The organism is Pseudomonas sp. Au-Pse12 (assembly GCF_021341665.1).
In the GTDB taxonomy this organism is placed as follows: Bacteria; Pseudomonadota; Gammaproteobacteria; order Pseudomonadales; family Pseudomonadaceae; genus Aquipseudomonas.
Genome location: NZ_JAJTTH010000007.1, coordinates 127,048 through 140,958, shown reverse-complemented (window position 1 = coordinate 140,958; position 13,911 = coordinate 127,048). Strand labels below are relative to the sequence as shown.

The 13,911-nt window shown below is 58.5% G+C and carries 8 protein-coding genes and 3 tRNA genes; 9 read left to right on the top strand and 2 right to left on the bottom strand.

Going from position 1 to position 13,911, the window contains the following annotated elements; translation table 11 throughout:
- The first annotated feature begins 1 nt into the window (after nt 1).
- From LXM55_RS20730 to LXM55_RS20710, 5 genes are all read left to right on the top strand, one after another.
- Nucleotides 2-565, top strand: a complete 564-nt coding sequence (locus tag LXM55_RS20730) for a virion core protein, T7 gp14 family (RefSeq protein ID WP_442799775.1) — start codon at nt 2-4, stop codon at nt 563-565.
- 9 nt (nt 566-574) lie between these two features.
- Nucleotides 575-2,611 carry a hypothetical protein gene (locus LXM55_RS20725; RefSeq protein ID WP_233322084.1) on the top strand — a complete coding sequence of 679 codons (2,037 nt, stop codon included), beginning with the start codon at nt 575-577 and terminating at the stop codon, nt 2,609-2,611.
- Nucleotides 2,608-4,605: a hypothetical protein gene (locus tag LXM55_RS20720; RefSeq protein WP_233322083.1), complete on the top strand. Its 1,998-nt coding sequence runs from the start codon at nt 2,608-2,610 to the stop codon at nt 4,603-4,605. Before LXM55_RS20725 ends, LXM55_RS20720 begins: the two co-directional genes overlap by 4 nt.
- Nucleotides 4,602-7,154, top strand: a complete 2,553-nt coding sequence (locus LXM55_RS20715) for a hypothetical protein (RefSeq protein WP_233322082.1) — start codon at nt 4,602-4,604, stop codon at nt 7,152-7,154. Before LXM55_RS20720 ends, LXM55_RS20715 begins: the two co-directional genes overlap by 4 nt.
- A gap of 131 nt (nt 7,155-7,285) precedes the next feature.
- The gene (locus LXM55_RS20710; protein WP_233322081.1) at nt 7,286-9,850 is read left to right on the top strand and encodes a hypothetical protein; all 2,565 of its coding nucleotides are present in this window, start codon (nt 7,286-7,288) and stop codon (nt 9,848-9,850) included.
- A 49-nt stretch (nt 9,851-9,899) separates the two neighbouring features.
- Here the strand turns inward: LXM55_RS20710 and LXM55_RS20705 are convergent, their stop codons facing one another.
- The gene (locus LXM55_RS20705; RefSeq protein ID WP_233322080.1) at nt 9,900-10,259 is read right to left on the bottom strand and encodes a hypothetical protein; all 360 of its coding nucleotides are present in this window, start codon (nt 10,257-10,259) and stop codon (nt 9,900-9,902) included.
- A 453-nt stretch (nt 10,260-10,712) separates the two neighbouring features.
- The gene (gene folD / locus LXM55_RS20700; RefSeq protein WP_011062276.1) at nt 10,713-11,567 is read right to left on the bottom strand and encodes a bifunctional methylenetetrahydrofolate dehydrogenase/methenyltetrahydrofolate cyclohydrolase FolD; all 855 of its coding nucleotides are present in this window, start codon (nt 11,565-11,567) and stop codon (nt 10,713-10,715) included.
- A gap of 280 nt (nt 11,568-11,847) precedes the next feature.
- On the opposite strand from folD, the gene LXM55_RS20695 reads away from it, so the two are divergent.
- The 4 genes from LXM55_RS20695 to tig all read left to right on the top strand — a co-directional run bounded on the left by LXM55_RS20695 (nt 11,848) and on the right by tig (nt 13,895).
- A tRNA-Arg gene (locus tag LXM55_RS20695) sits at nt 11,848-11,924 on the top strand.
- A gap of 32 nt (nt 11,925-11,956) precedes the next feature.
- A tRNA-His gene (locus LXM55_RS20690) sits at nt 11,957-12,032 on the top strand.
- 57 nt (nt 12,033-12,089) lie between these two features.
- Nucleotides 12,090-12,174 (top strand) — tRNA-Leu (locus tag LXM55_RS20685).
- A gap of 410 nt (nt 12,175-12,584) precedes the next feature.
- Nucleotides 12,585-13,895 carry a trigger factor gene (tig, locus tag LXM55_RS20680; protein ID WP_233322079.1) on the top strand — a complete coding sequence of 437 codons (1,311 nt, stop codon included), beginning with the start codon at nt 12,585-12,587 and terminating at the stop codon, nt 13,893-13,895.
- Nucleotides 13,896-13,911: the final 16 nt, after the last annotated feature.

The window sequence follows — 13,911 nt, the reverse complement described above, 5'->3', positions numbered from 1 at the left end:
TATGTGCTGGATGGCAGCAATTCCAATCGGCATGGCCCTGGTTGGCGGCCTGATGCAGGCGAAGGGTGCCCAGGAAAGCGGCGCCTATCAGTCCGACTTGCTCGGGCAGAACGCCGCATTCAAGCGGCGGGCGGCCGATGAAACCATTTTCGCAGGCGATACCAGCGCCGACTGGCAGCGTGTCCGGACAGGGCAGGCCGTGGGCACCCAGCGAACTGCCCAGGCCGGCAATGGCATCGACGTGAACAGCGGCAGTGCAGCCCAGCTGCAGGATGACACCGCGATGATCGGCGAGCTGGACGCCCTGACCATCCAGAACAACGCAGCCCGCGAGGCTTACGGCTATCGCGTCCAGGCAGAGCAGGATCTGCAGAACGCCAAGCAGATCAAGAAAAACGCCAAGTCGGCAGCCATGGGTTCAATCCTGGGCGGGCTTGGCAGTGCCTTTGGGTCGTTTGCCGGCGGCGGTGGTGGTTTCGGAGGTGCCGGCGGCGCCGGTGCGGGAACGAGGGTTGCACAAGCGGGTGGCACTGGTCGCCTGAACTACAACCAGGCTCTGGCTTAAGGGGGAGATATGCCACGGGTTCCAACTTATGACACGGCCCAGGTCGAGCAGCAGCCTGGCCGGGCAATTCACCTTCAGGGTGTTACGCCTGATACTTACTCGCCGATTGCTCAAGGTGTGCAGAGCTTTCAGCGCGGCGCGCAGATCATGGTCAACAGGGAGCGGGAGCGTGTCGACACCGCGGCGGTGATGGACGCCGACAACCAGCTGACCAAGTGGCAGCAGCAGGCCATGTTCGGAGAGCAGGGCGTCTATACCCGCAAGGGGCAGAACGCCCTGAACATCACCAACCAGACGTTGGAGCAGTTCGAACAGGCCCAGCAGGAGGTCGCCAAGAGCCTGACAACTGATCAGCAGCGCGCGCGGTATGCGCAGATCGTGGCCAGCCGGCGTAACTCCATTTCCAACGACCTGAACCGGTACGAGTACAACGAGCGCCAGAGCTATTTCGGGCAGGTCGAGCAGGGGCAGCTCGAAACGTCGATGCAGGGGGCGGCCCTGGACTACCAGGACCCGGCCAAGATCCAGGCCTACCGGTCGAAGACCGACGCAGTGCTGGCCAGCAGGGCCGAGCGTCTCGGGTTGTCGCCGGAGGCCGCACAGGCAGAAAAGCTGAAATACAACAGTGCGCTCGTATCCGGTGTGCTGCAACGCCAAGCGACTACTGACCCTTACGCCGCACAAAAGAGCCTCAAGCAATATGAAAGCTCAATGACTGCCAATGACCTTGTGCGGATCGGAGGCATGATTGAGGGTAGGGTCGACCGGTTGCAGCAGAAGGCTGAGATGGCACAGCTACGTGCTGAAGCCAAGGCTGAAAGGACTCTGGGAAAGATCAATGCCCAGATATCGAGTGGCATCCCTGCTACCGATGAAATGTGGAAGCAGTGGGGGATCCAGGTCCGTGGCACGCCTGCTCAGGCTGAGTTCAATGAACTGATTAAGCAGGAAGCGGACACTCAGAAAATCCTGCGCCTGCCGATCGATGAGCAAATAGCGGCAATCAATGCCAAGACAGCCAAGCTGCAAAAAGATGGCGGCACCATTGCCGATGCCACGAATCTGAACCGGCTTTCCAGGGCCGTCGATGCCTCGGCGAAGATGATGGCCGAATCGCCAATGGACTATTTTCAACAGCGACTGGGTGGTGATATTGCCCCCGTGGACCTGAACTCGCCTGACCTTGGGGTGGTACTCAATGACCGAGTATCAGCCATCCAAGGCATGCAGCAGAAATTTGGTCCGACCGTCGCAATGAAGCCGCTTCTGCCACAAGAGGCCAAGCAGATCAGTGCCCAGCTCGCGGAAATGTCCCCGGAACAACAGATTCAGTTGTTTGCCACCCTGCACGCGGCTATGGGCGATGACAAAGCCTATTCCGGTGCCATGCAGCAGATTGCCCCCGACTCACCAATACGCGCTCTTACCGGCCTGTTGGCGGGTAAGCAGCGCTCGATGATCACAAACACCAATTGGTTCAAACCCGATGATGTGGTCACCAGCGGCGATGTAGCCAAGACCATGGCCCTGGGCGAATCGATCCTGAACAAATCCAAGGCAGAGAAGGGCCGGGACGGTGGCGGAAAATTCCCGATCCCCGAGCAGAACGACTTCAATCTGGCACTCGACAAGCAGCTTGGCGCCGTTTTCGCTGGCCAGCCGCAGTCCTATGCTCTGGCTGCCCAGGCCGTGAAGTCGTATTACACCGGCGCTGCGGCCGAGGCCGGAGACGTATCGGGAAAGATCAACAATACCCTGATGAAGAAGGCGATCAAGGCATCAGTAGGCGAAGTGGTTGAGTTCAACGGTGGTAAAACCTTGGCGCCCTGGGGAATGCCTGAAGACACATTCCGCGATATGGCCACCGAGCGCCTGGTCGGGACGATGAAAGCCCAAGGTATGAGTGAGACAGATATAACCATGGCAAGCGCACTGACCCTACGCCAATACAAGGACGGCGTTTACTTCGTGATGCAAGGCCAGCAGTTCAAGTACGGCGCCGATGGCAAGCCTATGACCATCACCATCGACGGAGGTGGCCAGTGAGCTTCATCACCGACCTGGCTTTCAATGACCAGCGTGCACTGGAGCAGGAAGCGCTTTCGAACCCGGCAGTTCAGCCCGTCGAGCCGAGATTCTGGGATGGTGGACTGGATGCCATTAGTGAGGGTTTGGTGCGCGGTGGGTTCGAAACGGCTGCAGCTGTCGAGTCCGGATTCAACAATCTATGGATCTCTGGGCTTGAGGCTGCATCCGACCTGCTCCTGCCGGAGCCACGCTTTGGCGGAGCGCCTGATGTGACATCTGCCGAGCGTGGCCGCCTTCAGGATCAGGCCATCGCCAACGCCGAGATGATCAAGGATCTGCGCCCTGCGCCGGAGACGAGTGGCATCGCCGCGCAGGTGCTGGGCGAGTTGGCAGCTGTGGTGCCCCGCACAATTGCCGGGACGCTCGCCGGCGGTACGGTCGGCGGCGCTATTGCGGCCGGCGCGCCGGCGGGGTACAGCGGCACTGTCGTCGCTGAGTCGGAAGGGATCGACCCTGGTACTGCTGCCGCCAAGGGCGCTATTGATGCTCTGACCTATGGTGCTGGAGCCCTGATCCCAGCTGCTCGCATTTTCGGCAACCTGGGTGGTGACGCCGTGGCAACCGTCGGCGCCAACGTTGGCCTGGGTATTGTCTCGCGCGGCGGCACTTCTGCTCTTCTGGAGTCGCGGGGCTACCATCAGCAGGCACAGCAGTACCGGGCACTGGACGGAACCGGCCTGCTGATTGATGCCGTGCTGGGTGGCGCATTCTGGGGCATCGGTCGCGGTCTTGGCCGACCCCATGCATCACCGGAAGCAATCGACGCCGCTCTGGCCGGCAACAACGGTACCCATGCCCAGCACGGAACCGCGCCTGGCGCTCCGGTTGATGCCGCATCCAGCGCCGCCCACCAGAATGCCCTGGACCTCGCAATTCAGCAGATGTCGCGCGGAGAGCCAGTCAATGTCGCCGGCGCCATTGACGATGCAGTCTTTATCCGCTCCGACCGTATCGGGCCGGAAGAGAACGTAACTCGCCAGCAGGCTGAACAGGAAGTTTTTGCCGAGACCCGGGCCGAGCTTGAGCCTGTGGCGGCAGCAGGCCTACCGAATGTTCGCGACCTGCGTGCCGAGCGTGCTGAGCTGGGGCGCACCATCGAAAGCCTGGATCGCCAGCACGGCGCTGCCGGCGACAGCTATAGAGACGCAGCCAAGGCATTCCAGCAGCAGCGCATGACGCGTAAGCAGGCTGAGCGAGCCGCTCGTGACAGCATTGCTCAGCAGAAACAGGAGATTGAGCAGCAGCAGGCCTCTGCTCGTATGCGCGTTGACGAGATAGACCTGTTGCTGGACGGCAATCGTGCTGCCGAGCGAGCCGGCGCCGAACTGGCGGCCATGGCCCGCGGTGAGACTCCGGTTCGGCTTGAGGGTCAAGTGCGGCAGCGCGCGGACCAGATCGGCGGTGCATTCAAGCGCACAGCGCTGGCCAGCAGCGTGGCACCTGATCACGGGTTGGCGCTGAACCGCCTGGCCGGTCAGGAGATCCAGCGCCTGTTGCGCGAGGCTGGACATCCTTTGGATGACGCAGACATCCAGGTTCCGGTTCGAGACGCCGAGACGCCCCCCGTAACGCCGCCGGCTAGAGCCGAAACAGTTGACGCCGAAAGCAGCGCACCAAGGGCGGAAACTGAAACAGTAGCGCTTGATGACGTTCCAGCTCCGGTTGACGAAACACAGCCTGCGCCGTCGGCGCCGCGCGCTACTGATGATACTTCTGCTCTGGCAGACCCTCTTGCCGGTATCGATGGCGAGCTGCCGGCTCTAGTCGATTCAATCGTGAGCGGCGAGCGCGACATTCAACTGCCGACCGGGGCTCTCGATGCAGATGGCAACCCCGTGACTGTATCCGCTCGCGAGCTTCTCGCCGAAGCTGACGCCGATATCGCCCGCGCAAACAACGACTCCAAGGGCTTCCTCGCGGCCGCCCTGTGTTCCCTGAGGTTTGGTGAATGAAACAGCAATGCATCCAGGCGGTACAGCAGGCCATCGGCCGAGCGCTCAACCAGCCAGAAATCAAGGACATCGAAGGGCGCATCAGGCGAAACATGCGCCAGCTCGCTCAAAGCGACCCGGCATGGCAGACCAAGACCACAGCTGATCGCCTGACCGAAGCCGCCAATTCAGCAGCGAAGGAACTGAAGGCCGAGGCAGCGAAGAAGAAGCAGCGCGTAGCCCTGACGATCCTGGCCCACGACCGCGTGCAGAACATCATGGCGCAGTTCCCAGACGACCCGCTCAAGGCCCTTGACCGCATGCTGGCATTTTCATCTGATGGCCCTGGCATCTTCTCGATTGAGTCGGCAGCGAATGGGATTCGCGCCGAAGCCTTGGGCAGCATGGTCGATGCTATCGATTTCACCAGGGGCAAGATGATGGGCTTGTTCGCCGATCCGGAAAAAAGCCGCGCCCTGGTGCAGGAACTCCATAGAGAGAGCAGTGGTGTTCCCGAGGCGAAGGTGGTGGCCAAGCAGTTCCATGACGTCGTTGAAAGACTACGCCAGCGGTTCAACCGAGCCGGCGGTGATGTCGGCCGGCTCGATGACTGGTCCGTCCCACGCAGCCACGGCCAGTTGAAGGCCGCCAGAAATAAGGATGCCTGGATTGCCGACCACGTCGCCTGGGCGAATCGCGGCAAGTACATGAATGAAGACGGCAGCCGCATGACGGATGCCGAACTGAAGGAATTCTTCACTCACGCCCACGAGACGGTGGCCACCGGTGGCGTAAACAAGATCATGCCTGGTCGGTTCGCCGGAAATTCGGCCAGGGCGAACCGTGGAAGCGAGTCGCGCCAGATCCACTACAAGGATGCCGACGCCTATATGCAGGCCCAGGCCAAGTACGGCGACCGCAACCTGATGGAACTGATGCTTGGTCATATCGATCGCGCCGCCAGGGATATCGCCCTGCTCGAAACATTGGGCCCGAATCCGAACAACGCCATGCGGTTCCATACCGAAACCGCCTACAAGCAGGTGGTTTTAGCCAAGCCTGAGAGGTTAAAAGCCCTGGATAAGCAGGTGCGCAGGCTGGAAAACCTTTACACAGAAGTGGCTGGCACGCGCGAACCTCCGGCATCGGCACGTATGGCCAATGCCTTCGACACCTACCGCGCGACCAACGTGGCCGGCAAACTTGGCTCGGCGGTGATCACCGGCCTGAGTGATCAAGGCACCATTGCCATAACCTCTAGGATCAATGGAATGCCGGTGATGAAGGTGTTCGCCAATGAAGCGCGGATGCTGAACCCAGCCGACGCCAGCCACCGCCGTATCGCCATGCGCGCCGGCCTGGGCATCGACCAACTGATCGGTAGCTTGAGTCGGTGGGGAACTGATGGTCTAGGAGTTGATAGCGAGATTGCCGGCCGAACCGCAAAATACTCGCAAACTGCCGCCACAAAGATCCTGCAGTTGTCCGGCATGAACGCGATCGATGGCGGCAACCGCCGCGCGTTTGGTGCCGTCATGATGGACGTGACCGGTGACCTTACCCGGCGCTTTGATTCGCTGGCGGCGCTTGAGGCGGGCGACCGAAAGATTATGCAGTCACGCGGTATCACCGATCAGGACTGGTCTGTGTGGCGCCTTGCCCAGCCGGAAGACTGGCGTGGCGCTGGTGACCAGGTGTTGACAGCCGGCAGTATCTACCGCATCGCTGATGCGGATCTGGCGCCACTGGTTGGGAAACTCGGCGTATCTGCCAGCAGGCTAAGGGAGCAGGCTGCCACCAAGCTGCTGGGGGTTGTCCTTGACGAAACGAGTATGGCGATACCTGCGCCAGGCGCTCGTGAGCGTGCCTTCATGCACGGCAACAACAAGCGGGGAGAGTGGGGCGGCGAGCTTATGCGTAGCTTCTGGCAGTTCAAGTCCTTCCCGGTCTCGATGATTATCAAGCACTTCAAGCGCGCATTGGCGCAGGAGACCGGCTGGGGCAAAGCTGGGTACACCGCCGCGCTCTTCGCCACCACTACGGTGCTGGGGGCGATTGCCCTGCAAATCAACGAAATTGCCAGCGGACGTGACCCCAAGAACATGCTGGATGATGAAGTTGGAGGTGTTCCTGGCCTGCGTTTCGGCTTGGCCGCCATGCTCAAAGGGGGCGCTCTGTCGCTTTACGGTGACTTTCTGTTCTCCAATACCACCCAGGGCGGAACATCCGCATTGGCTGCTATCGGTGGGCCGCTAGCCGGTGACGCGGAAACCTTGCTCAGTCTGCGTGGAATTACCGCGGACGCAGTGTTGGACGACAAAGACCCATCGACTATTGGCGCGCGCCTACTCCAACTGGGTAAAGGGCACATTCCTGGTGCAAATCTTTGGTACACCAAGGCCGCCACCGACCACATGATTTTTCACCAATTGCAGGAATACTTTTCCCCCGGCTACCTGCGCCGTATGGAGCGTCGAGCCCAGCGTGAATTTGGTCAGAGTTACTGGTGGGAGCCTGGGGAAATGTCTCCATCAAGGCTGCCGGACCTGGGCGCCGCTGGCGGTAGATAGGTTAGGAGTTCCTGGTGCGGCCATCGCAGAGCTATTTGGACCCTTTGGACATAGCCCGCTAACCAGATAAACCCCAATGGGCCCCGCCATGTGCGGGGCTTTTTTTTGCCCAAAGAAAGGGAGCTATTACCGTGACAGTCAACACTATCAGCAGCATTGCTGAATTTGATACCAATGGGGTTACCACCAATTACCCGTTCTATTTCAAGTTCCTGGTCAACGAAGATCTGGTTGTAACGTATGTAGATCCCGCTGGTGTCAGCAGCATCCTTACCCTCGGCACACAGTACACGGTCCATGGTGCTGGCAATGATGAGGGCGGTGAGGTGGTCACTGCCATGGTTCTGGCTGGTCCGGGAAAGCTGGTCGTCTCCAGGGAAATGGACGCCTACCAGCAAACGTCGCTACGCAACCAGGGTAAGTTCCTGGCTGAAATCCATGAAGACGCCTTCGACAAGCTGACCATGTTGATTCAGCAGGGTCTCACCACCTTCACTAGGGCGCTTACCCGACCGTTTGGACGTGACTACTTCTTCGCTGAAGGCCGACGTATTGCCAGCGTGAAAGACCCTGTTGAAGACCAGGACGCGGCCACGAAAAAGTCCGTCGAGACCTATGTCTCGGGAATTCTTGAGACGGGGCAGGGGCCAGTCAATAACTCGGCGAACGTGCTTTATGTCGATCCATACAGTGTTCCGCATATTGTGCAGGACATGTCCGGACCGAACGGCGGGCGACTGATCGGCCACCGAGGTCGTGACCTGGGCCGGAAAGCCGAAGAAGTCATTAGCATTCAGGACTTCGCAGGTGCCGTGGATGACTTCAATGGCACGACCGGTACCAACTGCTACGCGGCTTTGCAGGCGATCTTCGCTGCATATCCAGGTGGTGCGCGAGTACGGTTTCCCAAGACAAGCACCGGGCGCTACCTGATCAACGGCGGCCAATTCGCAACCCTGGCCGGCTTTGTCTGGGATCCGGACCCTGGTGTCACCATCCACCAAGTGGGCCTGCCATCGCCAATGATTGCATCAGGTGTGAAATCTACCCGCCAGTTGCCAATCCGCCTGGCTGATCAGGGGTTTACCTTCTATTTGGGGCCGCGCGCTTACAGCAACATTGTGGAGAAGAGCGGCTTCATGTCGCTTGCAGACGGCGAAGCCCCCGAATTGGTCAATGTCAACATGAACTTGACCAATAACAACCGCATTTCATGGCCTGATGGCCCTGTTACTCCAGTGACGCCGGCCACCGTGTCACCTGATGCCATTGTCTGGCAGCCAGTCTCGAACAGTGCATTTGTGTTGACGAGTAAACCAGTTCGGCCAGGCAGTGAGATCACGGCCTACATGAGCGTTCCCACTTTTGGCGGCATCCTGATCGCCGGCGTGATAACCGATGCAGGGTTCTCGATCGTTCGCCAAGACGCAAGCGGTGGACAGATCCAGACGGCAGTGAAGTCTGGCACAAACCCTATCGTGGAGAGTCTGGGGATCAGCAATTTCATGACTGGCCGCGACAGCTATAGGTTTTCTCTAGGCCTGATGTCTGTGCGCATCCACTCCTACCGCTCCTACTCTGTACTGATCAATGGCGTGGAATTGATCCGCGTTCGGGATGCTGGCGGCGTGATCTTGCAGGCCGGCTTTGGGGGTGGCTTTGCGTCAAACACTGAAAGCCTCTCGATTGCTGGCATGAGCATCGCGCAGAAAGTCCGGGTGATGGGCAAGCAGCCTCTGCGGATCGTGGTGCTGGGTGACTCGACTGGCGATCCAGCTGTTCCATGCGCCTACACCGACTACATGCGGCAGTACATTTCCGGTATAGGTGGTGCGCAGATTGTCGAGCTTCGCAACCTTGCCGTGTCTGGTGAAACTAGCAGCCAGCAGTTGACGCGCTTCCTCGCTGAGGACATCAGCGGCTTCGACTACTGCATTCCTCTCATCGGTGTGAACGATATCCAGCTGAGCCAGGCGCCCTCGGTTCTGACTGCGAACATCGGGCAGATCATCGACAAGTGCAATGCCAACCGTGTGATTCCAATTGTCGGCATTCCGACGATGTTTTATGGCTCTGCGGACGCTGCGCTCTACGGCAACATCGGACAAGCCACAACGAATAGCACCGGAGGATCTCCTACAAGGGCCACATTGTTGCGCTTCCTGGCAACTCGTGGCGTGACGGTGTTCCGGACGCTCGAGCATATGGGGGGCATTTTCCCGCAACTGCTCGGCTACCCCGACAACGCACCAGTAGTGATGGACAACGTTCACCCAGATGACTATGGCCGCATGCTGATGGGATACGGCGCGGCCCGGGCAATAATTGCTGATATGCAGCCACTGCCAGAGAAGACAATCCCGGCCCGCGCTGTGCCGGCAGCTTGGATTGTCTCGCCACAGGGGGCAACGCAGGTTCCGCAATATGCTGTGCAAGCCGACATGTTTTCGATGATCGGCGTGATATCCGTGATAACTGACCCGCTGCCAAACACAGCTACCATCATCAACTTGCCCGAGATGTTCTGCCCGGCGACAGAACTTATGTTCTCGGTGCCAATCGCGCCTTCGTCAGGGGTGCCGAGCGGCAACGCATTCGTGATCGTGAAGCCAACGGGTGTTGTTCAGGTATACGGCGTAAGCAATGGGACAAGATTCATCTACTTGAGCAGTGTTCGGTATCCCATTGCTGGGTAGCATGGCGTGTGAGCTGGCCTACGACAACATCGCCGGCAAACCATGATCGCTAACGTATCCTGGCCGATGGCGGTATCTGCCGGCGCAGATCCTCGTTCGCCCGGTCCTTGCTCCGAACACTCAGCTCAAGGTCGCTGACCTTTTTCCGCAACGATGCAGCTTCTCCGGCCTTTTCACGCACGCGGGCTCGGGCCTCGTCGCGGTCCCTCTCGGTCTGGGCCTGCATGTTGACCAGCTTGTAGATGTTTTCCCGGGCTGCGCGCAGCTGCAGGTTCAGCTCCGCAACTTCATTTTCCAGCAGCAGGATGTGCTGCTTGCAGGTTTCCAGGGGCGTGGGAATGCCCAGCCAATCGGCTGTGTCGTCTTCGGTGTGCACGGTACTACCTCGAATCCAGTGCTGTATGCGCATACAGTAATCGAGGCTTGGGCGGGGCGCGATTTGCGCCGACGAACTGTAGAGGGGGAGGGCTGGTGTGAGGTCGGCAGAACGCCGGGGGCGGGAAAACTGGTTGTACCAGTTTCTGTACCACGGGGAGGGTTGGGTGGGTGCTTGGTGCGTGGCGGTGGTGGGTAGAACCCCAGGAAACGCTGGGGTTTATCCCGCTGCGACCCGCTGGAAGCCGCAGAAAACATCTTATGAATATAGCTGAAGAACTGTCGAATGTTCTTCGGTGGTCAGCCGAAAGCCCTTAAAAACAAAGAAAAAACACGCTTTTTTCCTGAGCGGTAGGCCTCTGCGCAGCATAGGGCAGAAAGGCGTTCGCGGGCTAAGAGTCCGGGGCGATAAAGGCCCGCGCGAGACTGCAATTACAGAATAAAAAAACCCGCCAATGGCGGGTTTTCTGTTGTCGCGGCAGGCCACTCAGCTGTGCAGTGATTCGGCTGCGTACAGTGTGTTTTCCAGCAGGCAGGCACGGGTCATGGGGCCGACGCCGCCGGGTACCGGGGTGATCCAGCCGGCGCGGGGCAGGGCGGTTTCGTACACCACGTCGCCGACGAGCTTGCCGTCATCCTGGCGATTGATGCCGACGTCAATGACGATCGCGCCTTCCTTGATCCACTCGCCTTTGACCAGGCCCGGCTTGCCGGCGGCCACGACCACCAGGTCGGCTCGGCCGACATGGCCTGCCAGGTCCTTGGTGAAACGGTGGGTCACGGTCACGGTGCAACCGGCCAGTAGCAGTTCCATGGCCATCGGGCGACCGACGATATTGGAAGCGCCGACGACCACAGCATCCATGCCGTACAGGTCGGCACCGGTGCTTTCCAGAAGTGTCATGATGCCTTTGGGGGTGCAGGGGCGCAGCAGGGGGATGCGTTGGGCCAGGCGACCGACGTTATAAGGATGGAAACCATCCACGTCTTTATCTGGACGAATGCGTTCCAGTAATAGAGAAGCGTCCAGGTGCTCGGGAAGCGGCAACTGCAGCAGGACGCCATCGATGTTCGGGTCATCGTTGAGGCGGTCGATCAAGCCGGCCAGGTCCTCTTGAGTGGTGTTGGCGGGCAAGTCATAGGCTTGAGAAAGGAAGCCGACCTCTTCGCAGTCTTTACGCTTGTGCGAGACATAAACTTGAGAGGCCGGGTCGCTGCCGACCAGAATCACCGCGAGGCCTGGAGTACGCAGGCCTTGCTGGCGACGCTCGGCGACGCGTTTGGCGATCTGCTGGCGCAGGCTAGCGGCGATCGCTTTGCCGTCGATTAGTTGTGCAGTCATGACGCGTGATTAACCATCGAGAGGGAGAGAAAAAGAGAACGTATTCTCGCATGTCGGAACGTGAGGGCAAAGGCGCTTGGTCTGCAAATTCCCCTAACCCCTTTAATTAAATGAATTTTTTTCAAAAAAGAGTTGACGACCTGCCGGACCGTCTATAACATTCGTCGCACTTGTCGGGCACAGCCTAGCACTGGTTAAGAAGGTCGGGCAGAGTTGATGTTTAACTCGTAACGACTGAAAGCAATTAGTTTGTAATCGTTAAAGAATACAGATTAATAAGGCGCCCGTAGCTCAGCTGGATAGAGCATCCGCCTTCTAAGCGGATGGTCGCAGGTTCGAGTCCTGCCGGGTGCGCCATTAGGCAGCTTTGGCACAAGTAACGCAATATGGTGGGCGTAGCTCAGTTGGTAGAGCACAGGATTGTGACTCCTGTTGTCGTGGGTTCGATCCCCATCGTCCACCCCATATTCGAAGAAGGCGCCAGATTAACAGTCTGGCGCCTTTGCTTTAAAAGTTAGTCAAGCGGACGTGGTGGAATTGGTAGACACACTGGATTTAGGTTCCAGCGCCGCAAGGTGTAAGAGTTCGAGTCTCTTCGTCCGCACCAATAAAGTAGCTAGTTAATAGCAGATAACGGCGCAGCACCTGAAAAGGGCTGCGCCGTTTTCGTTTCTGGATTCGATACTTTGGCGTTGCCGCGTCTCATGGGCTTGTCGAGTGACAAAATGCTGCCCTTTGGTCGTTGAGGGTTCCGGATTTCAGCTATTGATGGGTGTTTGTCAGGGTGTGCCAAGCGACTCCCTCTATATATAGAGGGGTTGATGCAGGGCCCCTGGTTTGGTTCGCAATATTTGCTCTCATGGCGAGGTTCAATCCTTTGTTCCCGCCTTCACATTGCCGGCGGTTTTTTACCCGTTTCCAGCAGGGTGACTTCTTGAGTTTGACCCTCTAGAATGCATGCCCTTGATTCTGGGGTCGGAAAACGGCCGGCTAACGTCTGTGCAACGAGGAATATCCATGCAAGTTTCTGTTGAAAATACTTCTGCTCTTGAGCGCCGCATGAGCATCACCGTGCCGGCTGAGCGCATCGAGAGCCAGGTCAACAAGCGTCTGCAGCAGACTGCCCAAAAGGCCAAGATTCCAGGCTTCCGTCCTGGCAAGGTTCCAATGAGCGTGATCCGTCAGCGTTATGAGGCTGATGCGCGTCAAGAAGCAGTGGGTGATGTGATCCAGGCTTCCTTTTATGAAGCGGTTGTCGAGCAGAAGCTGAACCCTGCCGGCGCTCCTTCGGTCGAGCCTAAAGTGCTGGAGAAGGGCAAGGATCTGGAATACGTTGCCACTTTTGAAGTGTTCCCCGAGTTCACTGTTGCTGGTTTCGAAAACATCGCTGTTGAGCGTCTGAGCGCTGATGTGGCTGATGCCGATCTGGACAACATGCTGGAAATCCTGCGCAAGCAGAACGTACGTTTTGAGGCGGTGGATCGCGCTGCACAAAACGACGACCAGCTGAATATCGACTTCGTAGGCAAGGTCGATGGTGAGGCTTTCGCTGGCGGTTCGGCCAAGGGCACCCAGTTGGTGCTGGGTTCGGGTCGCATGATTCCTGGTTTCGAAGATGGTCTGATTGGTGCTAAAGCCGGCGAAGAACGTGTTCTGAACCTGACTTTCCCTGAGAACTATCAGAACCTGGATCTGGCTAACAAGGCTGCTGAGTTCACTGTTACCGTTAACAGTGTTTCCGAGCCTAAGCTGCCAGAGCTGACCGAAGAGTTCTTCGCTCAGTTCGGTATCAAAGAAGCTGGCCTGGAAGGTTTCCGCGCTGAAGTTCGCAAGAACATGGAGCGCGAACTGCGTCAGGCCATCAAGTCCAAGGTGAAAAATCAGGTAATGGACGGTCTGCTGGCCTCCAACCCGATCGAAGTGCCGAAGGCGCTGCTGGACAACGAAGTTAACCGTCTGCGCGTTCAGGCTGTCCAGCAATTCGGTGGCAACATCAAGCCGGATCAACTGCCTGCGGAGCTGTTCGAAGAGCAAGCCAAGCGTCGTGTAGTGCTGGGTCTGATCGTTGCTGAAGTTGTTAAGCAATTCGATCTGAAGCCTGATGAAGACCGCGTTCGCGAGCTGATCCAGGAAATGGCTTCGGCTTACCAAGAGCCTGAGCAGGTCGTCTCCTGGTACTACAAGAACGAGCAGCAACTGAACGAAGTCCGTTCGGTTGTGCTGGAAGAACAAGTTGTGGATACTGTTCTGCAGAAAGCTAGCGTGACCGACAAATCGGTCTCTTACGAAGAAGCGGTCAAACCGGTAGAAGCACCTCAAGCCGACTGATTTTCTTCTCGTTCGA